25 protein-coding genes and 2 tRNA genes are annotated in these 23,550 nt (G+C 60.3%); 21 read left to right on the top strand and 6 right to left on the bottom strand.

Annotated elements, in window-relative coordinates:
• The first annotated feature begins 37 nt into the window (after window positions 1–37).
• The 6 genes from E4662_RS10520 to E4662_RS10495 all read left to right on the top strand — a co-directional run bounded on the left by E4662_RS10520 (window position 38) and on the right by E4662_RS10495 (window position 6,934).
• The gene (locus tag E4662_RS10520; protein ID WP_136441485.1) at window positions 38–940 is read left to right on the top strand and encodes an AEC family transporter; all 903 of its coding nucleotides are present in this window, start codon (window positions 38–40) and stop codon (window positions 938–940) included.
• Window positions 941–1,297: 357 nt separating this feature from the next.
• Window positions 1,298–1,753, top strand: coding sequence for a GNAT family N-acetyltransferase (locus E4662_RS10515; protein ID WP_136441484.1), 456 nt, complete (start codon window positions 1,298–1,300; stop codon window positions 1,751–1,753).
• Window positions 1,753–3,138, top strand: a complete 1,386-nt coding sequence (locus E4662_RS10510; protein WP_136441483.1) for a DUF2927 domain-containing protein — start codon at window positions 1,753–1,755, stop codon at window positions 3,136–3,138. Before E4662_RS10515 ends, E4662_RS10510 begins: the two co-directional genes overlap by 1 nt.
• Window positions 3,135–3,302, top strand: a complete 168-nt coding sequence (locus E4662_RS10505) for an apolipoprotein acyltransferase (protein WP_136441482.1) — start codon at window positions 3,135–3,137, stop codon at window positions 3,300–3,302. Before E4662_RS10510 ends, E4662_RS10505 begins: the two co-directional genes overlap by 4 nt.
• A gap of 144 nt (window positions 3,303–3,446) precedes the next feature.
• Window positions 3,447–4,631, top strand: a complete 1,185-nt coding sequence (locus E4662_RS10500; RefSeq protein WP_136441481.1) for a vWA domain-containing protein — start codon at window positions 3,447–3,449, stop codon at window positions 4,629–4,631.
• 236 nt (window positions 4,632–4,867) lie between these two features.
• Window positions 4,868–6,934, top strand: coding sequence for a methyl-accepting chemotaxis protein (locus tag E4662_RS10495; protein ID WP_136441480.1), 2,067 nt, complete (start codon window positions 4,868–4,870; stop codon window positions 6,932–6,934).
• Between the two features lie 65 nt (window positions 6,935–6,999).
• Here E4662_RS10495 and E4662_RS10490 read toward each other — a convergent pair whose 3' ends face one another.
• Window positions 7,000–7,563, bottom strand: a complete 564-nt coding sequence (locus tag E4662_RS10490) for a putative pterin-binding protein (protein WP_240705165.1) — start codon at window positions 7,561–7,563, stop codon at window positions 7,000–7,002.
• 369 nt (window positions 7,564–7,932) lie between these two features.
• On the opposite strand from E4662_RS10490, the gene E4662_RS10485 reads away from it, so the two are divergent.
• From E4662_RS10485 to E4662_RS10425, 13 genes are all read left to right on the top strand, one after another.
• Window positions 7,933–8,676, top strand: a complete 744-nt coding sequence (locus E4662_RS10485) for a ChaN family lipoprotein (RefSeq protein ID WP_136441479.1) — start codon at window positions 7,933–7,935, stop codon at window positions 8,674–8,676.
• Window positions 8,677–8,862: 186 nt separating this feature from the next.
• Entirely contained in the window at window positions 8,863–9,123 is a 261-nt protein-coding gene (locus E4662_RS10480) for a DUF1289 domain-containing protein (RefSeq protein ID WP_136441678.1), read from the top strand.
• 44 nt (window positions 9,124–9,167) lie between these two features.
• On the top strand, window positions 9,168–9,590 hold the full coding sequence (locus E4662_RS10475) for a hypothetical protein (RefSeq protein ID WP_136441478.1): 423 nt from the start codon (window positions 9,168–9,170) through the stop codon (window positions 9,588–9,590).
• A gap of 103 nt (window positions 9,591–9,693) precedes the next feature.
• On the top strand, window positions 9,694–10,164 hold the full coding sequence (locus tag E4662_RS10470) for a Dps family protein (RefSeq protein WP_136441477.1): 471 nt from the start codon (window positions 9,694–9,696) through the stop codon (window positions 10,162–10,164).
• A 162-nt stretch (window positions 10,165–10,326) separates the two neighbouring features.
• Window positions 10,327–10,761 carry a hypothetical protein gene (locus tag E4662_RS10465; RefSeq protein ID WP_136441476.1) on the top strand — a complete coding sequence of 145 codons (435 nt, stop codon included), beginning with the start codon at window positions 10,327–10,329 and terminating at the stop codon, window positions 10,759–10,761.
• Complete coding sequence (locus E4662_RS10460; protein WP_136441475.1) at window positions 10,758–11,417, top strand: MotA/TolQ/ExbB proton channel family protein; 660 nt, start codon at window positions 10,758–10,760, stop codon at window positions 11,415–11,417. The genes E4662_RS10465 and E4662_RS10460 overlap by 4 nt, the downstream gene beginning before the upstream one ends.
• Entirely contained in the window at window positions 11,410–11,793 is a 384-nt protein-coding gene (locus E4662_RS10455; RefSeq protein ID WP_136441474.1) for a biopolymer transporter ExbD, read from the top strand. The genes E4662_RS10460 and E4662_RS10455 overlap by 8 nt, the downstream gene beginning before the upstream one ends.
• A complete protein-coding gene (locus E4662_RS10450; RefSeq protein ID WP_136441473.1) occupies window positions 11,790–12,176 on the top strand; it encodes an ExbD/TolR family protein in 387 nt (128 codons plus the stop codon). Before E4662_RS10455 ends, E4662_RS10450 begins: the two co-directional genes overlap by 4 nt.
• Window positions 12,176–13,387 (top strand): TonB family protein, encoded by a 1,212-nt coding sequence (locus E4662_RS10445; RefSeq protein ID WP_136441472.1) that lies wholly within the window; start codon window positions 12,176–12,178, stop codon window positions 13,385–13,387. The genes E4662_RS10450 and E4662_RS10445 overlap by 1 nt, the downstream gene beginning before the upstream one ends.
• 139 nt (window positions 13,388–13,526) lie before the next feature.
• The gene (locus tag E4662_RS10440; protein WP_136441471.1) at window positions 13,527–14,786 is read left to right on the top strand and encodes an imelysin family protein; all 1,260 of its coding nucleotides are present in this window, start codon (window positions 13,527–13,529) and stop codon (window positions 14,784–14,786) included.
• Window positions 14,787–14,855: 69 nt separating this feature from the next.
• On the top strand, window positions 14,856–16,409 hold the full coding sequence (locus E4662_RS10435) for a di-heme oxidoreductase family protein (protein WP_136441470.1): 1,554 nt from the start codon (window positions 14,856–14,858) through the stop codon (window positions 16,407–16,409).
• Window positions 16,406–17,392: an imelysin family protein gene (locus E4662_RS10430; RefSeq protein ID WP_136441469.1), complete on the top strand. Its 987-nt coding sequence runs from the start codon at window positions 16,406–16,408 to the stop codon at window positions 17,390–17,392. Before E4662_RS10435 ends, E4662_RS10430 begins: the two co-directional genes overlap by 4 nt.
• A 4-nt stretch (window positions 17,393–17,396) precedes the next feature.
• Window positions 17,397–18,467: a DUF1513 domain-containing protein gene (locus E4662_RS10425; RefSeq protein WP_136441468.1), complete on the top strand. Its 1,071-nt coding sequence runs from the start codon at window positions 17,397–17,399 to the stop codon at window positions 18,465–18,467.
• A gap of 84 nt (window positions 18,468–18,551) precedes the next feature.
• Here the strand turns inward: E4662_RS10425 and E4662_RS10420 are convergent.
• From E4662_RS10420 to E4662_RS10410, 3 genes are all read right to left on the bottom strand, one after another.
• A tRNA-Val gene (locus E4662_RS10420) sits at window positions 18,552–18,627 on the bottom strand.
• Between the two features lie 116 nt (window positions 18,628–18,743).
• Window positions 18,744–18,818, bottom strand: a tRNA-Val gene (locus tag E4662_RS10415).
• Window positions 18,819–18,836: 18 nt separating this feature from the next.
• Window positions 18,837–19,262, bottom strand: a complete 426-nt coding sequence (locus tag E4662_RS10410) for an HU family DNA-binding protein (protein WP_136441467.1) — start codon at window positions 19,260–19,262, stop codon at window positions 18,837–18,839.
• Between the two features lie 201 nt (window positions 19,263–19,463).
• On the opposite strand from E4662_RS10410, the gene E4662_RS10405 reads away from it, so the two are divergent.
• Both E4662_RS10405 and E4662_RS10400 read left to right on the top strand, forming a co-directional pair.
• Entirely contained in the window at window positions 19,464–19,652 is a 189-nt protein-coding gene (locus E4662_RS10405; RefSeq protein ID WP_136441466.1) for a hypothetical protein, read from the top strand.
• Window positions 19,653–19,829: 177 nt separating this feature from the next.
• Entirely contained in the window at window positions 19,830–20,309 is a 480-nt protein-coding gene (locus tag E4662_RS10400; RefSeq protein WP_136441465.1) for a tail fiber domain-containing protein, read from the top strand.
• 68 nt (window positions 20,310–20,377) lie between these two features.
• On the opposite strand, the gene lon is transcribed toward E4662_RS10400, so the two are convergent.
• Both lon and E4662_RS10390 read right to left on the bottom strand, forming a co-directional pair.
• A complete protein-coding gene (gene lon, locus E4662_RS10395; RefSeq protein ID WP_136441464.1) occupies window positions 20,378–22,786 on the bottom strand; it encodes an endopeptidase La in 2,409 nt (802 codons plus the stop codon).
• Window positions 22,787–22,987: 201 nt separating this feature from the next.
• Window positions 22,988–23,542, bottom strand: a complete 555-nt coding sequence (locus E4662_RS10390) for a hypothetical protein (protein ID WP_136441463.1) — start codon at window positions 23,540–23,542, stop codon at window positions 22,988–22,990.
• Window positions 23,543–23,550: the final 8 nt, after the last annotated feature.

The raw sequence follows: 23,550 nt of genomic DNA, 5'->3' as shown, positions 1-23,550 counted from the left end.
CCTTGCGCGCCGCGCAGGAGCGTGGTCTGCAAGGCCCATGCTGCAGATCCTCACCCATGACATCCTTCCGGTATTTTCCGTTCTGGCCCTCGGCTTCCTGCTGGGTCGGGCGGGCAAGGTCAGCCGGGATGAGGCCGCTGCCATTAACCGGGTGGCCTTTCTGGTGCTGCAACCGGCGCTGATCTACCCGCTGATGGCAAGCGTGGACTTCGAGGCCTTCGCCTTTGGTGCTCTGGGGCTCTACGCGGTCTGCCAGGGAGTTGTCTTCGTTTTGGCGCGCTGGGTCGCGCTGTCGGTCTTTGAGCGCGAGCCGCTCGAAGCCTGGTTGCTGGCCATGACCACGGTGTTCGTGAACTCTCTGCTCTATATCTGGCCGATCTCTTTCCTCATCTATGGTGAGGCCGCAGCTTTGCCCATCACCGCCGCCGTGGCTTGGGATGCCTCTGTCACCTTCGCCTTCTTCATCATTTCCACGGACCTGATGGCCAACCGTCAGGCCAACCTCGCGCAATCACTCTCGCGCGTCGGGTCAAACCCGGTGTTGATTGCCATTGCCCTGGGCGCAGCCGTCAATCTGGTTGGGATCACAACACCGGAGCCATTTCTGACGGCCATGGATTTTGCGGGGGCTGGCGCGGCACCCCTGACACTGTTTGCACTTGGCGTGATCCTCTCCGGGCACAGCATGGTTCCCAACGGGACCGTGATGGGCATGAGCGCCATCAAGCTGCTGGCCTTCCCGGCATTGGTCTGGGCCGCGCTGCTGATCTTTCCGCAACCGGGCAACTGGAGCCAGATGTTCTTGCTGAACGCCGCTGGGCCTTCCGGTGCAATGGCTTTTGCGCTGGCGATGCTGCATGGCGTGCGCACGGACACCATTGCGCCGGTGATCATCTGGACCAGTCTTCTGTCGCTGATTTCGCTCTCTGCATTGGCTTGAAACCGGGTGATACCCGCCAAACGGGTGACTTAACGTCAAATTTACCTATATGGCGAACAGGTCAAGAAACTGTACACGCAAAAGCGACAATTAGGCGGCGCGGAGCCGCAAATTGGCCCTGTTTCACAGGCGAACAATCACCCGAAAAGCGTACGATTGTTGCAGCTATGCACAGGGTAAGCACCTGAAAAATATAATATTCCCCCGAATGATAACAATTCGTTAAAAAAATGGACTCTGCACCAAGCCGCCTCTGTGCAGATACCCTTTTTTTGCCCTATAGTTCCCAAACAGAGGACAGAAAAACACCGGATGACTTGAGCATCCGAGTAAAACAACGAGCAGGCAGGCTTCTTAATGTCCCAAACGAATGACGTGGTCGTCCGCGCTTTGCGTGGCGAAGACGAAGAGCAATGGCGTGCGCTGTGGACGGAGTATCTGACGTTCTACGAAAGCAGCGTGAGCGAAGAGGTGTATCAATCCTCCTTTGCCCGTCTACTGGGGAACGACCCACAGGATTTTCACGGCCTCGTGGCCGAACTGGACGGCAAGCTTGTCGGTCTGGTGCATTACGTCTTTCACCGTCATGGCTGGAAGATCGAAAACGTCTGCTACCTGCAGGACCTTTATGCCGACCCCTTTGCCCGCGGACGCGGTGTTGGGCGCGCGTTGATCGAAGCCGTCTATGCCGCAGCCGACAAGGCCGGTGCGCCCTCGGTCTACTGGATGACGCAGGAGTTCAACCACACCGCACGGCAGCTCTATGACCGTATCGGCACCGTCACGCCCTTCATCAAGTATCAGAGGTCGTGATGCGTAGCAGAGCCCGTCGTTTCCTCATCCCGTTCTATCTCTTGCTTGGCGCGTGTATGCCGGTCTCCCCGTCCGACACACCCACCCGCGCCGCCGCCGCCGTGGAAAGCAGCCTGCCCCCGGTCAAGACTTTCTCGGTGCCGCAACCGACACGCCCGCTGGCCTCGAATTCGGACATCGCACGCGATTTCCTCGATCTGGCGTTTTCGCTGGAATCGGGTCGTGGCTTGCAGTCTTTCACCCGTTTCGAAGGGCCAATCCGGGTTCGCGTCACAGGCGCACCGCCGCCAACGCTGAACGCAGATCTCAATCGTTTACTGCATCGCCTGCGCAATGAGGCCGGAATTGACATCGCCCGCGCCGACAGCGGCCCGTCCAACGTGACGATCCAGGCCGTCACCCGCGCCGAAATCCGAGATCACCTGCCGACAGCCGCCTGTTTCGTGGTGCCCAATGTAAACTCGCTGAAGGAATACGGCGCAGCGCGGCGCTCGACCCGTGTGAGCTGGTCGCGTCTCAAAAGCCGCGAGCGGCTGGCGATTTTCCTGCCCAACGATTCCAGCCCACAAGAGGCGCGCGACTGCCTGCATGAAGAACTGGCACAGGCGCTTGGCCCCCTCAACGATCTTTATCGCCTGCCGGATTCGGTTTTCAACGATGACAATGTGCACACCGTGCTGACCGGCTTTGATATGCTGATCCTGCGCGCCTATTACGATCCGGCACTGCGCAATGGCATGTCGCGCAACGAAGTGGCAGACCGCCTGCCGGGCATCCTCGCGCGGATCAATCCGGCCGGTCAGAACGGCGCGCCGCGGCGCGTCACCAAAACGCCGCGCGTCTGGATCGAAGCGGTTCAGACCGCGCTTGGCCCCGGTGCCGGCCCGTCAGAACGCCGCGTGGCCGCCAATGAAGCGCTGAACGTGGCCAGTGCCATGGGATGGCGCGATCACCGCCGGGCCTTCTCGCACTATGCCATGGGACGTCTGCTGCAGAGTGTCGACCCCGAAGCCGCTCAGGATCAGTTTGTCCTCGCGCAGCGCTTCTTTGGCACCTCCGAAGAAACCCGGCTGCACCGCGCCTACGTGGCCTCGCAACTGGCGGCTTATGCGATCAGCGCAAACCGTCCCGAAGACGCGCTTTACCTCTTGTCCGCCCATCTCGGCACCGCTGCGCGGCACGAGAACGCGGCGCTCCTGGCAACGCTGATGATGTTGCGCGCCGAGGCGCTGGAGATGTCCGGGCAGGTCAGCGAAGGGCGTCAGGTGCGTCTGGACAGTCTTGGCTGGGCACGTTACGGGTTCGGCTCGGACTGGGCGGTTCGGGCCAAACTGCGTGAGATCGGCTCGCTCAGCCCCCTCAGACGGAGCCGCAGCGCGCTATGATCGTGATCTTTCTCGCCCTTGTCGGGGCCGTGCTGGGCGGCATCACAGCCGCCCGCCGCAAAGGCAACAAGCTCGACATCGCGCAATATGTGGTCGTCTACATGATCCTGTTTGCGGTTGTCGGTCTGGCCCTGACGATTGCGATCGAGAAACTCGCCGCCTGACTTTCTCAAGAGCGAAAATTTTGCCGGGACAAAATTTTGGATGGGGCCCTGCCCCGTCCTTCGGACTCCCCGAGGTATTTTTCGCCCAAAGAAGACGCAAAGCCGCGCTTGTGTTCCGACCCGTTGCGCGGCTAGGTGTGGGGCATGTTTGTGCCATTCTTCGAAAACCTGCGCAAAGGTGGCGTGCCTGTCAGCTTGCGAGAATACCTCACGTTTCTTGAAGCGCTGAAGGCCGGGATGGCCACCTATGACGTGGAGGCCTTCTATTTCCTGGCGCGCAGCGCCATGGTCAAGGATGAGCGGCATCTGGACCGCTTTGACCGCGCGTTTTCGCAGACATTCAGCGGGCTTGAAGCGATCAGTGCCGAGCAGGTTCTGGAGGCCGTCAACTTGCCGGAAGACTGGCTGCGCAAGCAGGCGGAGAAGATGCTCAGCCCTGAAGAGATGGCCGAGATCGAGGCGCTTGGCGGTTTTGACAAGCTGATGGAGACGCTCAAGGACCGCCTCAAGGAGCAGGAAGGGCGCCATCAGGGCGGGAACAAGTGGATCGGCACCGCCGGGACATCCCCTTTCGGCGCTTATGGGTACAACCCCGAAGGCGTGCGCATCGGGCAGGACAAGAGCCGCCATAAGCGCGCCGTGAAGGTTTGGGACAAGCGCGAATTCCGCAATCTCGACGACAGCATCGAGCTCGGGACGCGCAACATCAAGGTTGCGCTGAAACGCCTGCGTCGCTGGGCGCGTGACGGGGCCGACGAAGAGCTGGATCTCGACGGGACCATCCGCGCTACGGCGGAACACGGCTATCTTGACGTCAAGACCCGCCCGGAGCGGCGCAATGCGGTAAAAGTGCTTCTGTTTCTGGATGTTGGCGGCTCCATGGACCCGTTCATCAAGCTGGTCGAAGAGTTGTTTTCCGCTGCAAAGGCAGAGTTCAAACACCTTGAGTATTACTACTTTCACAATTGTCTCTATGAGGGTGTCTGGCGGGACAACCGACGACGGTGGGATCAGCAAACGCCGACTTGGGAGGTGCTGAACACCTACGGGCCGGACTACAAATGCATCTTTGTCGGAGATGCCAGCATGAGCCCTTATGAGATTGCTTACCCCGGAGGCGCCAATGAGCATTGGAACGCGGAAGCGGGACAGGTTTGGCTTGAGCGCGCACGCCAGCAATGGGGGGATCATCTCTGGCTCAATCCGGTGCCGGAGCGCCATTGGAGCTACACGCAAAGCATCGGGCTGATCCGCGAGATATTTGATGATCGCATGGTGCCGATGACTCTGGACGGGATCGACAGAGGCATGAAGCTTCTGAGCCAATAGGCGCGCATCGCACTGGAAATCGCAAACAATTGTTGTGGTGATCCGGGGCTTGGCCGTACGCGTGAAGTCCAAAGAAAAATATTCAATATCAATAATTTAGACAGCACACCCAGAGAGTCCACTCGACGGGGATTCAAGTTTTCGTTAAAAAACCGAGAAACCGACAAAGCCGAATTTACTCAAACGCAAGCCTTCAGACGCTACCCCGGTTCAAACTGTTTCCGGAGTGCTTCTGAATGTCGCTCAAACTGCGCATCATCCTTGCCATACTTGTCTCCTCCATCGTGTCCGTCGCGCTGGTCTCGGCACCATTGTACCTCGGCATGCAAAAACTCATCGCAGGAGGCAGCGATCAGCAGGTTTCTCAAATGCAGGTGCGTTTTCAGGAAGGTCTTGATTCCCGGATTTTCACAGCCCTGTCCATGGCCCAGACCATTGCTGCAATTCCTCGGGTGCAAAGGGCCGTGGAAAAGGGGGACACCAAGGGGTTGCACCGGCTTTTCGTCAAGGAGTTCGCCGCCCTGGAAGCCGCGACCGGCGTCGCGCAGTTTCAATTCCATTCTCCTGAGGCCATTTCGATTTTGCGTGTTCACAATCCCAAGAAACATGGGGACGATCTGTCTGCCTTTCGCCCCATGGTTGTCGAAGCCAATGCAGGAAGTATGTCTCTCTCAGGCCTTGAGCGCGGGCGAGCGGGGCTCGGCATTCGCGGCATTGCGCCCGTCACGGACGACGACGAGCATCTTGGCACCGTGGAAATCGGTCTTCGATTTGACACGGCACTGATGAACGAGTTGATCGAAGGCAGCGATGCGCAGATCGAAGTATACTTCCTCCCTGATGACAGCATTGAAGTTTTCGAAACCGCAGACAAAACGGAAGTGCGCATCACTGGCAACTACGACGGTCCCGCGCTCTTGACGCCTGAGCAGGTTGCCGGCGTTCTGAACACGCAGCCGGCGCGCAGCACAGTGGAACTGGGCGGTGACGTTTTTGCGCAGGCTCAGTTTTTGATCAATGATTACTCCGGCAGCCCTGTCGCGGTTGCAAACCTCCTTGTTCCCAAGGGGAGCGCCATGACAATTTCCAAGGAAATGACAAATCTTGCGATCGGCGCGGCAGCGGTTGCTGTCATACTGAGCGCACTGATGGCATGGCTATTGGGCGCAAGGCTGACCAAGGCGCTGCACAGGGTCACCGAGCGCATGCGCACCCTGGCCCAGGGGGACACTTCCGTCACGTTGGACTCGTTAAAAGAAGGCGGCGAAATCGGCGAAATGGCAGCTGCTTTGACCGTGTTTCGGGATGGCCTTGTCGAAGCAGAAACGCTGCGCGACGAGCAGTTCGCGCGGCAAGCTGCGCAGGAGGACGTTGTCAAACATTTGGCCAAGGCGTTGCGCGGGCTTGCGGATGGCGCTCTGGATACGCGGATAACCCGGGACCTGGGCGACGGGTATGCACAGCTTGTGACCGACTTCAATGCGGCGGCCAACGGCCTCAACGAACTGATTTCAGAGATTGCCGGCGTTGCGGGCGCCGTGACAGACCGGGCCAAGGATCTTTCCGAATCCGCTGATGATCTGTCCAGCCGCACAGAGAACTCTGCCTCGACACTGGAGCAGACAGCCTCCGCCCTGAAACAGGTGACTAGCAACTTGCGGACCACGACAGCAGGAGCACAAAGCGCAAACTCTGCAGGCGAAAGCGCAATCGACAAGGCGCGCGCCGGTGCGGATGTGGTGTCCGAGACAGTCCAGGCGATGACAGCAATAGACGACTCGGCCGAAGAAATCGCAAGGATCATCGATCTCATCGACGACATCGCGTTTCAAACCAACCTGCTAGCCTTGAACGCCGGAGTTGAAGCGGCGCGCGCGGGCGAAGCGGGCAGCGGTTTTGCGGTAGTGGCGTCCGAAGTTCAGGCTCTGGCCCGGCGTACCGCTGATGCGGCGGGACAGATTGGCCTGCTGATCACGTCTTCGGGAGAAAAAGTCAAACATGGTGTGCACCTCGTCAACCGGACCGGTTCGGCGCTCGATGACATCGTCGCCGCCGTTGACGGGGTTACAGAACAAATCAGCACAATTGCGGATCTCGCCCAGGAGCAGCGCCAGAGCCTTTCGGAAATCAACGTCGCCGTGACCGAACTCGACCAAACGACCCAAAAGAACGCCGCAATGTTCCAGGACACCAGCGCGATCAACACGGCTCTGCTTGAACAGGGTGAAAAACTCAAAGGTCTTGTTGAAAAATTTCGCTATGACGCGGACATCGAACTGATCAACAAGGACGAAGCCGCATAGCGCCAATTCGGCGTTCCGCTAATCGCGCGGCCTTGCTCTCGATGCATGTCAGCAGCCAAGCGCCGTTATTCCTCGATATGAAGCCGATTGAGTTGCCAGATGCTGCGCGCATAGATCACCTCGGTTCGGTACTCCGACCCGCTGGAATAGGGATAGATGATCCACAGCGGCCCTTTTTCCCGGCGCGACATGGGTTGCCCATCCATGGCAAAAGCAACAATTGGACCGGCGTCCGTGGCGTCGGAAATTGGTATGACCACGCTATAGTCATTGATTGCAAAAGCGGTGACGCGGCTCCCGCTTGCGCCAACCTCTTTAAGCAGTGTTTTGAGCAGAACGCCTGAGAACTGATGCGTGCCCGGCGTCCAGATCGTATCAGTGGTGATTTCGCTTTGCTCCAAACTGTGAAGCAACGCCATATCAAAGGATGCAGCAGCCTCTCCGTTGATCCTTTCAATCGCCCCCGTCACCGAAAGCACAACAGGGCCGGTCGGGTTCGGCAGGGAGTTCGCGGACAAGGAACCCGCGAAAATGCCGGCTGCCAATGCCAACGACGTACCGATAAAACTCAGGTTCATGAATCTCTCCTTCCTGAACTGACGTTTGACAGCATCAGCCGCGAAAATCATCCTAGCTTTCGGATGGGGCCTCATACCCCAAAGAATAGGTCGCCCTTTGTTCCCGAAAATGCGGACCGGACTGCACCAGTGTCGAAAGCCCTCCCAAACTTGCTTTTCTGCATCCTAAGACATCGCCGTCAGGTCGCAATAAAACAGATCACATTGCGACGCGCATCCAACGGATCAAGATCCGGGACACCAACACGACCTACCCGTTTAAACTGCGGTCTCAAGGCGTTGCCAAGCGAAAGGGCTTTCGGTCGAGGTGATCGGTCCCCTGCCCCGCGCTTTTGGCTGGATTTCGTCAGTTTCCACTCCACCGTTGTCCGATGCGCGCTGTATCCTGAAGCACGTTGCGTCTGCCTGATTGGAAAATCCATGCGTCTCTTTCTTGCCCTTGCCCTGCTGTCCTCCCCGGTTTTCGCAAATTCAGGTGCCGACATCGTCATCCTTGGCGAAGTGCACGACAACCGTAATGCACACATTGGACAGGCCGCGGCGCTCGAAGCGCTCGGGCCGAGTGCAGTGGTCTTCGAAATGCTCACGCAAGAGGAAGCCGCAAAGGCGGATGCGGACCGGAGCCAAATCGAAGCGGCTTGGGAGGCGAGCGGCTGGAGCCGGTTTGAGCTGTACAAGCCAATCTTCGATGCCCTCGGCGACGCCCGGATTATCGGAGCAGCCGCCCCCCGCGAGGCCGTGCGTAGCGTCTTCAGCGATGGCGCCGCTGCGCTTTTCGGTCCTGATGCGGCAGACTTTGGTCTGGACGAGGCTTTGCCAGAGGAACAGCACGCTGCGCGGGTCGAGTTGCAGTTCAACGCCCATTGCGAGGCCATGCCGCGCGAAATGATGGGTGGCATGATTGCCGTTCAGCGCTACCGCGACGCGGTCTTTGCGCGCGCGGCGCTTGAAGCTTTGGAGGCCTACGGGCCGCCCGTTGCAGTGATCACCGGCAACGGCCACGCCCGCACGGATTGGGGAATCCCGGCAATGATCGCGCATGCCGCACCAAACGTCACAACCCACGCCATCGCCTTTGCCGAATCTGACGGCGGCGTACCGTTTGACGAGATCAAAATCGTCCCGCCTGCCGAGCGGGAAGACCCCTGCAAGGCGTTCAAATAACCTCCGCCAGGAGCCGGAGATCTTCGATCGGGCCGAGGTTGGGTGCGACACTTGAATTCTTGACTAAATAAGTCAGCAAAATTAGGTATCATCTTGAAACCTGAGATTTCATCCGAAACCAGTTAACCGACAGAGCGTGCTTCCATGCCAGACGAGCAGAGACAGCCCGCTCCCAGCGAGACCGACATGCCAAAACAACCCAGCCCCTGTATCGGCGTCTGCAAGTTCAAGCGCGAAGGCCATTGTATTGGATGTTCGATGACCAAGGCCCAGAAATCGGCTTTCAAGGAGCTGAAAAAGGACAGGCATCGCGAAGCCTTTGTCGAACTCGTGATGGCTCAGCAAAGCATGTTGGGTCGCTACAAGCACTGGGAAGCCTCATATGAAAAGCGGTGTAGGAAAAAGAAGGCAAAATTGATGGTGCTGGACGGCAGCAAGGCGGCCTGAGACCCCACCAAACAAGACGCCGCTCGGCGAAGGACCAAACACAAATGACAGCCGTTCTGCGCAGCCTCTCACAAAACAGCCGCCCCCCTTCTGGGCCAGACGCGGATGCACGCGCGCTGTTGGATCACTTGCGCCACGTGGCGCGTGCCAACCGCTGCAAATGCTACCTCGATTTGTTCGGAGCCTGTGCAGCGCTGTCCGGGAACCGCATCGTTGCGCCGCGGGCAGCGTCCGAAGTGCTTATGCGCTGCTTGTCCCAGGCCCTGGGCCGCAGGCCGATTTTGTTCCAAGAAGGCGAAGCGGAAACCTCCTTCGACGAAGCGTGGTTGATGACCCTTGCGAGCAGTCTCAAACGCGAAGACGAAGCAAGCACCACTTTCCTACTGCACTCCCGTGTGCCGAAGCATTTGCACAGGAATGTGGTCTTTCTGCTCAAGACCGTAATTGGCAAATCGAACATTATTTAGAATTATTCTAAAAATATTTGCAAAACCTCCGGCTGAAGACTAGTTTGCATTTGCAAGCCAGCCTAGTCGCCAGCCAGTCGATTCCTTCAAACAAGAGGCAGCCATGACCCAGACCGCTCAGACACTTTCGACCGACGCAACAACACAGATCGCCGATGCACTGAACCAGTGCGTTGCGGAAACCGCTGTCGCAACGATGCTTGCTCAGAACTTCCATTGGAACGTCACCGGCATGGCCTTCGGCCCGCTGCACGATCTGTTCCAGAAAATCTATGAAGACCACTTCGTGGCGCAGGATGATCTCGCGGAACGCATCCGTGCGCTGGATGTCTACGCAAAAGGCACGCTGGCCGGAATGCTCAAGCGATCCAAAATCTCCGAAGCGGATGGTGTTCCCTCCGCAGAAGAGATGATCCGGCTGATGAAAGAAGCGCAGGAAACGCTGGCCGAAACACTTGCAGGCGCTGGCGAGTTGGCGGCAAGCCTTGGGGATACGCTGACCGAAGACCTGTGCATTGCGCGCGGCCAGACCCATGAGAAATTCGCATGGTTCCTGCGCTCGCACCTGGCCTGATCCGGCTCCGGGCAGGCCCTTTTCGGGGCCTGCTTTTGTCTATCTGACATCCCTCCGCAACCCTTGACCCATCCGCTGCCGACGTGCAGCGGAATTGCCATTCAGCCAAGGGCGCTTTAAGCCTCAGCCAAACATCCATTCTGAGTTCTGGAGGCTGAAGACATGATCACCCCTTTCGCAAAGCGCGCCGTGCTGTGTCTCACAGCCCTGACAATGGCTTCTCCGGTGCTGGCCGAGGACGCGCAAAACGCGCAGGTGTCCATCGAGCTCAACGCACTGGAGACGGTGGAAGACGCCTGCCGGATCAGCTTTCTTATCCAGAACGGACATGACACCGACATCTCGAAAGCCGTCTATGAAACTGTCTTGTTTGACACCGATGGACGGGTTGAGCGGCTGACGCTCTTTGACTTCGGCGAGTTGCCCTCTGCCCGCCTGCGGGTGCGCCAGTTTGTTGTCCCCGGCCTGCCATGCACGAGCCTTGGCCGGCTGTTGATCAACGGCGCCCAGACCTGTTCTGGCGAAGGCCTGCCGGATGGCGCCTGCACCAAGGATCTCAAAGTCAGCAGCCGCACGGATGTTGAGGTGCTGGGATGATCGTGACGGTTCAGGACGCCATTTGGCGCATTTACGAGCTGGGCGGTCCTGTTGTCCTGATCCTGGGGGTGATCTCCATCCTTGTTCTGGCCGTGGTGCTCTTCAAGCTCTGGCAATTTGCCGTGGCCGGCGTCGGCCGTCACAAAGCCTTGGCCAGGGCCGTCGAAGCCTGGGACGCGGGCGACCGGACCGCCGCGCGCGCTCACATGGACCGCTCGCGCAGCTACCTCGTTCCGGTTGTGACCATGGCGCTCGACGGCCAGACCGATGCCAGCCGTCTGGAGGCCGAAGCAGAAACCCGGTTTGCCCAATTGGAAAGCGGCTTCCGCTTTCTTGATTCCGTGGCACAGCTTGCCCCCCTGCTCGGCCTGTTTGGCACCGTTCTGGGGATGATCACCGCCTTTCAGGCGCTTCAGGAAGCAGGGGCTCAGGTTGACCCGTCGATCCTCGCTGGCGGCATCTGGGTCGCTCTGCTGACCACTGCCGTGGGCCTTGCCGTAGCCATGCCAACCTCCGTTGTGCTGAGCTGGCTTGAGGCCCGGATGGACGCGGACCGCGTTCTGGCACAACGGATCGTGCACACCATTCTGGCCCCCGAAGGTCGCGGCGCGACCTCGGAGGAAGCTGATCCGGAGCGCGCGGCCTCCCATGCGTAGCAGGCGGCGCAGACGCAGGCTGTCGATGACGTCGCTGATCGACGTCATCTTCCTGCTTTTGCTTTTCTTCATGCTGTCCTCGACCTTCACCCGCTTTGGCGAAGTCGCACTTGCATCCGGCGGCTCCGGCGCTGCCGCCACAGCGGACTCGCGCCCGGTTTTCCTGACGCTGGGCAGCTCATCGCTCAAGTTGAACGGCAGTGATGCAGCGCTTCAGGCCCTGCCCGCCGCAATTGACGAGCTCAAACCCGAAGACGGCCCATTGACGGTTTTGATCTCCGCCAAACCCGATGTCACAGCGCAGCGGTTGACCGATATTCTGGTGGTCCTGCAGCGCCTTCCCGACGTCCGCGTGACCGTGCTGGAGGCGACATGAGACGGCACCGCAGCAAAACCGAACGGGAGCCGACGATCGCCCTGATCAACGTCGTTTTCCTGATGCTGATTTTCTTTCTCGTGGCCGGGACGATTGCACCGTCTCTGAACAAGGATCTGAAACTTGTCAGCACCGCAGACATCGAAGGCACCGCCCCGGCGGACGCTTTGATTGTGCATGCGGACGGCCGCTTGAGAAATCGCGGAGAAGACATTGAAAGCGCATCACAATTCCTGATCAGCCTCCCCGAAGAAGCGCGCGAACGGGTGCGCATCGTGCCGGACAGGGACCTGCCCGCAGCAACCCTGATCGCCCTTGGCCGGGCCCTGCGGGAAGCCGGGGCCAGAGAGGTGGTTCTGGTCACTGAAAGAGGGCTTGAGTGATGCGCGGCGGTGCCAGCATCGCACGCATTGCGGCGCTTTGCGTCGCCATCGCGGCGCACGGCGCGCTGGCAGTGACCTTGGCCAAACACGACGTGGCGCGGGTAGACGCTGCGGGCGCCCTCGCGGATGTGCGGCTTGGGAATGCCTTTGCGGATATGACTGAGGGCACTTTGACCGCGACGCCTCCGGAGGAGTCCAAAAGAGCCGCCTCCCCGCCCCCTAATGTTTTGGTCCCGGATTCCCCGTTGGAAACGCTGGCCGAGCAACCGCCGAGCGTCACCGAAGCGGTCACCCCCGATAAAACCGAAGCCGTGCAGAGCGACCCCGTGACGCCCACGGAGCCTGCGGCTGAAACGCTTCAAAACCAACCGGTGGAGACCGCCGAACAGGTGCAGCCGGTCGAGATCGCCCAAGCCGAACCACCGCTGACAGCAATGCCAACCTCGGTTGCCGAACAGCAAGTAACCCAAGCGGCAGAGCCAAGTGCGGCGCTCAGCGCGACCTCCCTGTCTGCGGCTCTGCCGTTGCAGGCAGCGCCGGTCACACCGCAGGCCAAGGTCCTCACTGCCCAACCGATCCAACCCGAACCACTGTCTGAGGCACGCAAGGCGCCCGCCGCGTCAATCGCGGCGGACAGGCTCGAAAGTTCCGAACCCGAGAGCGCGGCGGTTGCGCGGTCCTTGCGCCCAATCCCGCGCAGCGCCGCGTTTGAAGCCAAACACAAACCGGCTCAGACCGCGAAGCCAAAGCCAAAATCCAAGCCGAAACCGCAAACGGCGGCCAAACCGAAGCCAAAGCCAAAACCCCGCGAGCAGGCAGCAAAGCCGCGCCCTGCCAAACCGAAGAAAGGCGACGCGGCACGAAACGCTACAGCCGGATCGTCACAAGGGCGGGAAAAAGGAAAGGCCACGACACGGGGCGCGGGGGGCAAACCAAAGGCCAGTGGTAATGCCGCAGCAAGCAATTACTCCGGACGCGTCAGTCGAAAAGTGTTTTCCCGCTCAACGACTTCTGTCGGCAGACGCGGCAGTGTCGGCGTTCATTTCGTGATCAGCGCCAACGGCAGCCTCAGTTCGGTGTCCATAATCAAGAGTTCGGGTTCGTCCAAAATCGACAAGGAGGCCATCAGGCACATGCGCCGTCTCGGACGGTTCCCCAAACCGCCGCCCGGCGCGAAACGCGATTACCGCTTCATCTTGAACTTCAGGTAGTGGCGTTTCATGTCAACCAATTTCAAAGTAAATTAATCAGGTATTGTAAATTCCGATCAATTTAGTCAATTACTCCCTCATTGGCATTCGAAACGCGCGATTCGTCCCGAGTCGTCGAAGTTCAACAGGAGGGAGCCGCATGGCCCGTTTTCTCACCACCACCGCAATCGCCCTGGGTTTGGCCAGCGTGGCACAAGCGCAGAGCGCCAGCGACGTTCTGACCACCTATGCAAACATCGCAGAGGCCAACTACGCGGACAGCCTTGCCGCAGCGCAGGCACTCGACGCGGCCATTGATGCGCTGATCGCAGAGCCGTCCGCCGAAGCGCTGGAAGCCGCGCGCACAGCATGGCTCGAGTCGCGTGTGCCTTATCAGCAGTCCGAGGTGTTCCGGTTCGGCAACGCCATCGTCGACGATTGGGAAGGCAGGGTGAATGCATGGCCGCTGGACGAGGGTCTGATCGACTATGTGGATGGCTCCTACGGTGGCCCGACTGATGAGAACCCGCTTGCCGCGCTGAACGTTGTGGCCAACGCGAAGTTCGACATGTCCGGCGCCATGGTTGACGCCTCCACGATCACTCCGGCACTGCTTGAAGAGGTGCTTCAGGAAGCTGACGGTGTCGAAGCCAACGTCGCAACCGGCTATCACGCCATCGAATTCCTGCTCTGGGGGCAGGACCTGAATGGGCACGGGGATGGTGCGGGCAACCGTCCGTGGACGGATTATGCCGCTGGCGATGCCTGCACCAACGGCAACTGTGATCGCCGGGGTGCATACCTTGCCGCTGCCAGCGAACTGCTGATCTCCGATCTGGAGTGGATCACCGCGCAGTGGGCCGAAGGCGGCGAAGCGCGCGCCACGGTCATGGCCGACGAAAAGGCTGGTCTCACAGCGATGCTGACCGGCATGGGCAGCCTCTCCTACGGCGAGACCGCCGGAGAGCGCATGCGCCTTGGCCTGATGCTGAACGATCCCGAAGAGGAGCACAGCTGTTTTGCCGACAACACCCACAACGACCACTACTTCAACGGCGTGGGCATTCAGAGCGTCTATCTTGGCAGCTATACCCGCACCGATGGCACAACCGTCAGCGGTGCGTCGCTTTCCGATCTGGTGAAAGCCAGCCATGCCGAGCTTGACGCGGAAATGCGCGCGCGCCTCTCCGAGGCTGTTCTGGCGCTTGGCAAGATCAAGACCGCAGCCGAAGGCGGCTTTGCCTATGACGAAATGCTTGAGCGCGGCAATGCGGGCGGCGAAGCGCTCATCATGGGCGGTGTCGATGGGTTGATCAACCAGACCCGCTCCATCGAACGCGTCGTAACGGCGCTCGATCTCGGCGGCATCGAGATCGAAGGCTCCGACAGCCTCGACGACCCATCCGCCGTGTTCCAGTAAACACATCCCGGCATCAGGCAGGAGGCGTGGACCATCGCGCCTCCCAACCCAACAAAGAACGAGAAGACAATGCGCGCACCGCGTCTCTTCGCCCTGCCCCTTTCGGCAGCCATTGCCTTTTCGGCGCAGCCCCTTCCCGCGCAGGGGCTGGCCCTTTGGGAAGATCTTCGCGATCACCACCTCTCGTACACGCCGCGAACAGCCCAGGAACGCGACCGCGTGCGCGCCGTTACGGCCCTGCCCACCGATTTCGAAGGGCCTTGGGCCTTTGAGAAAAACGCAGGCGGCGCGCAAACCGTCCGGGCGCGGCGCACCCCGGATGCGTTTTCACAGCCCGCGCATAATCTGACATTCGAACAGGAACTCGACTTCCGCGTGGGAAATGGCCTGTTCAAGCGGCTCTGGGTTTCGCCCCCCGCCTCCACCATCGCGTCCGACGGACTCGGGCCGCTGTTCAACGCGCGTTCCTGCCAGCGCTGTCACATCAAGGACGGACGCGGCCATCCGCCGGAAGGACCGGACGATCTGCCCATTTCCATGTTCCTGCGCGTGTCCATTCCGGCCCCCGATACCGCCGAGATCGCGCATTTTATCGACGGCACGCACCCTACCGTGCCCGAGCCGACCTATGGGTTGCAGTTGCAGGATTTCTCCCTGCCCGGACACAAGTCCGAAGCGCAGATGACGATCACCTACGAAGAGATCACAGTGCCGCTGTCCGGCGGCCAGACCGCATCGCTGCGCAAACCGACCTATGCGGCCACAGATCTGGGCTATGGTCCGATGCACCCCGAAGCCATGCTGAGCCCGCGTGTGGCACCTCAGATGATCGGCATGGGTCTTCTGGAGGCGATCCCAAGCGCAGACATCCTCGAGTGGGCAGACCCCGAGGATGCGGACGGCAACGGGATTTCCGGCAAGCCGCAGATCGTCTGGTCCGAAGCGTTTGATGCGCCGATGCTGGGCCGTTTTGGTCACAAGGCGGGCAACGCCAGCCTGATAGAACAGAACGCGGACGCGTTCTCCGGCGACATCGGGATTTCCAACCCTTTGAAACCCGCACTCGCAGGCGAATGCACGAAGGCGCAGGCCAGCTGCCAGAACGCCCTGCACGGCGGTGATCCAGAGCAGAGCGGGTTCGAGGTGGATCAGATCGGGCTTGATCTGGTGACCTTCTACAGCCGCACGCTCGGCGTGCCTGCGCGCCGCGGTGTGGATGACCCGGAAGTGTTGCGCGGACGCAGGATTTTCTATGACAGCGGCTGCGCGGATTGCCACCGCCCGACCTTTGTCACGCACCGCCTAGAGGGGGATGATCCCGCCTCTTTCCAACTGATCTGGCCTTATTCGGACATGCTGCTGCATGACATGGGGCCGGGACTGGCCGACAATCGCCCCGAGGGCCGCGCGGACGGGCAGGAATGGCGCACTGCGCCGCTCTGGGGTATTGGCCTGACCAAGCAGGTCTCGGGACACAGCGATTTCCTTCACGATGGCCGTGCGCGATCCTTGCTGGAAGCCATTCTCTGGCACGGCGGTGAGGCCGAAACCGCGCGCAGTATGGTTGTGGACATGCCCGTCCCGGACCGCGTCGCCCTGATCCGTTTTCTGGAGAGCCTATGAGAGTTCTATCCGCACTGGCCCTGAGCCTGTCCCTCGCCGCCCCGGCATCTGCTGGCGTCAAGGAAACCCTGAGTGATCACATCCTGCCGGGGTTTGCGCGTTTCGGGGCAGCCTCGGACGCGCTCGCCAAGGTAGCTGAGGCCGACTGTACCGCCCCCGCGCTGCGCCCGGCGCTGCAAGAGACCTTCGACGCCTGGATGGCCATCGGCGATCTGCGGATCGGCCCATCGGAAACCGGCGCGCTGTCCATCGCCTTCTGGCCCGACACGCGCGGCTTCACTCCGCGCACCCTGCGCCGCCTCATTGCCGAAGAGGATCCGGTTGCCGGGGACGCGGCGGCCTATGCGGAAGTCTCCATCGCCGCGCGCGGGCTGTTTGCACTGGAGATGCTGCTGTTTGACCCCGAATTGTCGACCTACAAAGCGGGCAGCTACACCTGCCTGTTGGCCGCTACCCTTGCCGCCGACCTCGGCAATCAGGCAAGGGATCTGAAGTCAGGCTGGAGCGAGACGTTTGCCGAAACTCTTTTGACCGCGGGAGAGGCCGGAAACGCCACCTACCTCACGCAAGCCGAAGCGACACAGGCGCTTTATACGCAAATCCTGGCCGGGCTGGAGTTTACCCAAGCCAGACGGCTGGGCGCGCCGCTTGGCACCTTCGAACGCCCCCGCCCCGCCCGCGCCGAAGCCCGCCGGTCCGCGCGCAGCCTGCGCAACGTTGTTCTGGCCGCTGAGGCGGCGCACAGCCTTGCCACGGCTTTTGCCGATTGGGAGATCCCCGTCACGGACGCCGCCTTTGCCCGTGTTCTCGAAGTCGCGGACGCCATCGAAGACCCGGCCTTTCAGGACATTCGCGATCCTTCCTCCCGGCTGCGCGCCGAGATCCTTCAGCAATCGGTGCACGCCCTGAGCGAAGCGATTCAGGCCGAAATCGGCGCGCCGCTTGGCATCTCTGCCGGGTTCAATTCTCAGGACGGGGATTGATCCGGTGACAACGCGGCGCGGTTTTATCGCCTCCCTGCTCGCGGCCAGCACCACGCCTGCGCTTGGCTGGGCGGCTGTGGGCAATCCGGCATATCTCGCCGCGGCAAAGGAGCCCGATGGCGCGTTTGCCTTGCACGGGCTGAGCGCAAATGGCCAGTCGACCTTTCGCATCCCCCTGCCCGCGCGTGGCCATGCCGGTGCGGGCCACCCTTTCCGTGCCGAAGCCGTGGCCTTTGCCCGCCGCCCCGGACCTTTTGCGTTGGTGCTCGATTGCGCGCGCGGAGACGTGATCCATAGGCTCACCCCCCCGGAGAACCGCCAGTTCAACGGCCACGGCGTCTATTCGGCGGACGGCTCCATACTCTATACCAGCGAACAACAAAGCTCGGACAGCGCGGGGTTTGTTGGACTGTGGGATGTGGAAAGCGGCTACCGGCGGATCGGCGAAGCGCCGACAGGCGGGCTTGGGCCGCATGAAATTCACCTGCTGCCAGACGGCGCGACTTTAGTGGTCGCCAACGGCGGAATCGCCACCGACGCAGGCAATCGGCGCAAACTGAACACCGATCAAATGCGCCCGTCGCTTGTCTATCTTTCAACCGATGGCGCACTGCTGGATCGGCTGGACCTTGCACCCGAGTTGCATCAGAACTCGATCCGCCATTTGGCCATTCGCAAAGACGGGCTGGTCGGCTTTGCCATGCAGTGGGAAGGCGCACCGGATGCCGCGACGCCTCTTCTGGGGCTGCATCGCCTGGGCGAAACACCGCGGCTCGCGGAAGCACCGCTGGCGCATGAGATCGCCATGAAAGGCTACGCCGGCAGCGTGGCGTTCTCGGGCACCGGCGAGGAAATCGCCATCACTTCGCCGCGCGGAAACAGGCTGCACCGTTTCACAGCCGAAGGGCACTTCCTCGGCGCGGTTTCCCGCAGCGACATTTGCGGCCTGGCGCCGCTTGCAGACGGCTACCTTGCCAGCGACGGAGGCGGCGGACTGCTGGCCATCGAAATGGGCAAGCCCCGCGCGCTCGCCCTGCATAGCTGCGCCTGGGACAACCACATCGTGACACTCTAGGCTTCGCCAGTTTGATGAACCAGTTTGGCCGCACTCCAGCGCAACGCACTGAAATCCGGTCTATTTCACATCTTGAGAGAAGGATGGTGGGTGATGAGAGACTCGAACTCCCGACATCTTCGGTGTAAACGAAGCGCTCTACCAACTGAGCTAATCACCCGGTGAAGCGGCTTTTAGCGGCAGGTTGCGGGGCTTGCAAGAGACCTTTCGCCGTCATTTTCAGAAATATTGCCGCCCAACGAAAAAGGCCCCGGCTTGCGCCGAGGCCCTGGAAACTGGTGGGTGATAAGAGATTTGAACTCCTGACATCTTCGATGTGAACGAAGCGCTCTACCACTGAGCTAATCACCCGTGACGCGCGTCTTAGCCTTACTCGGCAGAGGGATCAAGAGGGGTCGGCGCGGAAATTTCGCTGCGCTTCGGCTGGCGCAGCCGCATGTTGATGATGCGTGCGTTTTCCTTGTCCTTGACCGCAACATGTTTGGCCTTGCCCAAAGGTGCAAGGTTCAGCGGCCTGCCTTCGGCAAGGGCCTGCCCCAAGATCGCGAGCGCGGCTTCAATCGCCGGTTTGGCATCGCGTTTCTTCACGCCGCTGCGCGAGACGACCAGATCAATCAGTTCCGATTTCTTGAGGTCAGGCACAGCGGGCGCAGCATCAACGGAAGCGCCCTGCCCCGCGCCTTCGGTTGGTAGGGGCTCTGCCTCGACAGGTGCAACGGGCTCGGCGGCCACCGCCTTCTTGCGGGATTTGCGCGGAGCGCGGGGTTTGCGCGGGGTGGTGGTGCCTGTTGCCATGACCTGCTCTTTCCTCATTGTTCCTCTGCACAAAGAGTGCCCCAAGCGCCTGTCTGCGTCCAGCGTCCCGCTGCAACCGCGCCCGAAAAGCCACGCCTCCCCCTGCAAAACACCGCGAGGGCGCCTTCCCGTCACCGCTTGCTTGACAAGGCTTCCTGCGCGGCTCCACAGTTTTTGCGCTAAATACTTCTGGGGACTGTTATGAAAAAACTTGCCACTGCCATGGTTTTTGCTCTCGCCGCCACAACCGCCAACGCGGACGGCTATTCCGATCCTATTGTTGCACCGGCTGTCATCGCAGACGCTGCCGTTGAAAGCAGCGCGCCGTCCGCGACGCTGGTCATGGTGCTTGCCACGCTGACGGTTTTCGGAACCGCGCTGTCGCACTGATCCGCGAACACCACGCAAATACAAAGGGCGCAGCCGGGGATCTCCCAGCTGCGCCCTTTTGCTGTTCCGGCAAAATCCTTTGATTAATTGGAAAATCGGTTTACGCTGGGTAAGACAGGGCCGCGGTTCTGGCCCTGCCTGAGTGAATTTAGAAACGAATTCTTCCTGGGGGACAGTATGAAAAAACTTCTACTTACCACATCTTTGACGTGCAGCCTTGCCGGGGCCGGTTATGCCCAGCAAGCCGCGCCAAGCATGTCCAAAGAGCTTTTGCGCAGTGACATGATGATCTCGAGCCAATCGTCCGCAGCAGCGTCGTCTTCGGCTCTGGAGTTGCTCATTCCGCTCATGTTCCTTGTGATTGTGGGCGCAGCTTTCTGGGGCAACGGCGCCAGCTCCAGCGGCTATTACCCGATGTATCCCGGATACTATGTCAGCGACGCATCGGTCAAAACCGACGTGGTGCGCGTCGGCGAGACGGCCTCCGGCCTGCCGCTCTATCACTATCGCTACGAAGGCTTTGATGAGGTTTTCGAAGGCGTGATGGCACAGGATCTGCTGAAGCTGCGCCCCGAAGCGGTGAAGCGGCTCGACAATGGCATTCTGCTGGTGAACTACGACATGATTGACGCGAAGCTGAAACTCATCAAGAGCTAAGCCTTTGTCGTAAAACAAAAAAAGCGCCGCGCATCTCTACGCGGCGCTTTGCTTTTTCATATGGGGCGTTAGTGGGCTGTGACGCCCGCCTCGGTCTCTTTGGCCTTCGCTGCCGCAGCGGCGGCGGCCTCTTCGGCCTCTTCATCCCATTCGATCGGCGTCGGCTCTTCGATCAGCGCCAGCTTGAGCACTTCGGAGACGTGTTTGACCGGCACAATCTCCAGCCCGTCCTTCACATTGTCCGGCAGCTCCGCCAGATCCTTCACGTTCTCTTCGGGGATCAGGACTGTCTTGATCCCACCCCGAAGCGCCGCGAGGAGCTTCTCTTTCAGACCGCCGATCGGCATCGCATTGCCGCGCAGGGAAACCTCGCCGGTCATGGCGATATCCTTGCGGATCGGAATGCCCGTCAGCACCGAGACAATCGACGTCACCATGGCCAGACCCGCAGAGGGGCCATCCTTCGGCGTTGCCCCGTCAGGCACGTGCACGTGGATGTCCATCTTGTCGAATCGCGGTGGCTTCACCCCGATCTGCGGGGCGATGGAACGGACGTACGACGAGGCCGCATCAATCGATTCCTTCATGACATCGCCTAGTTTACCGGTGGTTTTCATCCGGCCCTTGCCCGGCAGACGCAGCGCTTCGATGTGCAGAAGATCGCCGCCCACGGAGGTATAGGCCAGGCCGGTGACAACACCGACCTGATGCTCGTCCTCGGCAAGACCATAGCGATGCTTGCGCACCCCAAGGAAATCATCAAGGTTTTCGGAGGTGACATGCACCGTCTCGGTTTCCTTCTTGACGATCTTGGTAACGGCTTTGCGCGTCAGCTTGGCAATGTCGCGCTCAAGGTTCCGCACCCCCGCCTCTCGGGTGTAGTAGCGGATCACGTCGACCAGCGCCTCATCGTCCACAGAGAACTCCGATTTCTTCAAACCGTGGTTCTTGATCTGCTTGTCCAGAAGGTGCCGCTTGGCGATTTCAAGCTTTTCATCCTCGGTGTAGCCAGACAGCGGAATGATCTCCATCCGGTCCAGAAGCGGACCCGGCATGTTGTAGCTGTTCGAAGTGGTCACGAACATCACGTTCGAGAGGTCATATTCGACCTCCAGATAGTGATCCACAAAGGTGCTGTTCTGTTCCGGATCGAGCACTTCAAGCATGGCCGACGCCGGATCACCCCGAAAGTCCTGACCCATCTTGTCGATCTCGTCGAGCAGGATCAGCGGGTTGGTCGTCTTGGCCTTTTTCAGGGCCTGAATGATCTTGCCCGGCATGGAGCCAATGTAGGTCCGGCGGTGACCGCGGATCTCGGATTCGTCGCGCACGCCGCCGAGGCTGATGCGAATGAACTCGCGCCCCGTCGCCTTCGCCATGGACTTGCCCAGCGAGGTTTTACCCACGCCCGGAGGACCAACAAGGCAGAGGATCGGGCCTTTCAGCTTGGCCGAACGCGCCTGCACCGCGAGATACTCGACAATACGTTCCTTAACCTTATCAAGGCTGTAGTGATCCGCATCGAGGATCTCCTGCGCCCGGTTCAGGTCTTTCTTGACGCGGGAGCGTTTGCCCCACGGAATGGACAGCATCCAGTCGAGATAGTTGCGCACAACAGTCGCTTCGGCGGACATCGGGCTCATGTTCTTGAGCTTCTTCAGCTCCGCATCAGCTTTGTCCTTCGCCTCTTTCGACAGCTTCGTTCCGGCGATTTTCTCTTCGAGCTCGGCAATTTCGCCTTCGCCCTCTTCGCCGTCGCCAAGTTCCTTCTGAATGGCCTTCATCTGCTCATTCAGATAATACTCGCGCTGGGTCTTCTCCATCTGCGTCTTGACGCGGGTCTTGATCTTCTTCTCGACCTGCAGAACCGACATTTCGCCCTGCATCAGGCCATAGACCTTCTCAAGCCGCTCGCTGACGGACAGCGTTTCCAGCAATTCCTGCTTCTGCGGCACTTCGATGCCCAGATGCCCGGCCACAAGATCGGCCAGCTTGGCAGGCTCCTGCGCCTCCCCGACGGCGGTCAGCGCCTCTTCGGGGATGTTCTTCTTGACCTTGGCATAGCGCTCGAACTCTTCGGCGACGGTATGCACCAGCGCCTCGATCGCGGCCTCATCGCCCGGCATCTCGGTGAGATACTCGGCGGAGGCTTCAAAGAAGTTCGGATTGTCCAGGTATTCGGTGATGCGCACACGGCTCTGGCCTTCGACCAGCACCTTCACTGTGCCATCGGGCAGCTTCAGAAGCTGCAGCACATTGGCCAGAACCCCGGCCTTGTAGATGCCCTTGGTGTCCGGATCGTCTTCGGACGGGTCAATCTGCGACGCAAGCAGGATCTGCTTGTCATCGTTCATCACCTCTTCCAGCGCGCGCACGGATTTGTCGCGCCCTACAAAGAGCGGCACGATCATGTGCGGGAACACCACGATATCACGCAGCGGCAGCACCGGGTAAGAGGGATTGAGAGGAAGTTTCATGCTCGTATCCTGTTCTTGGCAAGAGGTCCTGCCCCGCTCTGCGGCAGCGTTGGACCCCTCCGGTCTCGGACTATTTAGATGGGACGGGTTAACGGATTTTCAACCCGCGCACCGTCTCATCGGATTGCCTGACAGAATGACCTCTGCGCCAGAGAGGTGCAAGGACACAATGGGGGGTATTGTCGGGAAATGACGGGCGGTTCACTGCGCCTTGGGACGCAGCAGCGCGGTTTCCGTCATGAACAGAATGGTTTCGTCGGACTTCAGCTCCAACCGGCCAATTTCCAGAATCCTGTCATCAAAATACGGAATGTAAGTGACCGTCCCGATAACCTGAAAATCCCCCGCATCCGCAAGGTTCAGCGTCACCGACAGTTGCGGCAGTTGCTCCGGGCCGCAAAGGGTATCTGACAGATCATCCGCAAGATCCGCCCGCCCGGTTGTGTCCAGCATGTCATCAACCAGATCAACGTCATAGGGGCGTGGGTCCTTCAGTTCCGCCGGCAACGCCTCGCCCGTCACCCCGTCAAAGAACGCGTTGGCAATCTGCCCGTTCGCCATGAAATCGGTCACGTAGTCGGCAGACGGGCGCACAACGTCGGTGGTTTCATTGACAATCGACGCTGTTCCTTCGCGCTGCCACGCCCCAGCAATCCGCGCCGTAATCTCGGCGAGGTTTGTCACGCCGCAGAAGCCTTCGGCCAGGGCGTCAAGCGGCCAGAGCGCGAGAATACCACAGGCAAAAATGCGTTTCATCAAGGCGA

It is taken from the genome of Pacificoceanicola onchidii (assembly GCF_004804335.1).
GTDB classification, from domain to species: domain Bacteria; phylum Pseudomonadota; class Alphaproteobacteria; order Rhodobacterales; family Rhodobacteraceae; genus Pacificoceanicola; species Pacificoceanicola onchidii.
The sequence above is the reverse complement of the archived record's forward strand: the minus strand, read 5'-3'. Positions and strand labels throughout refer to the sequence as shown.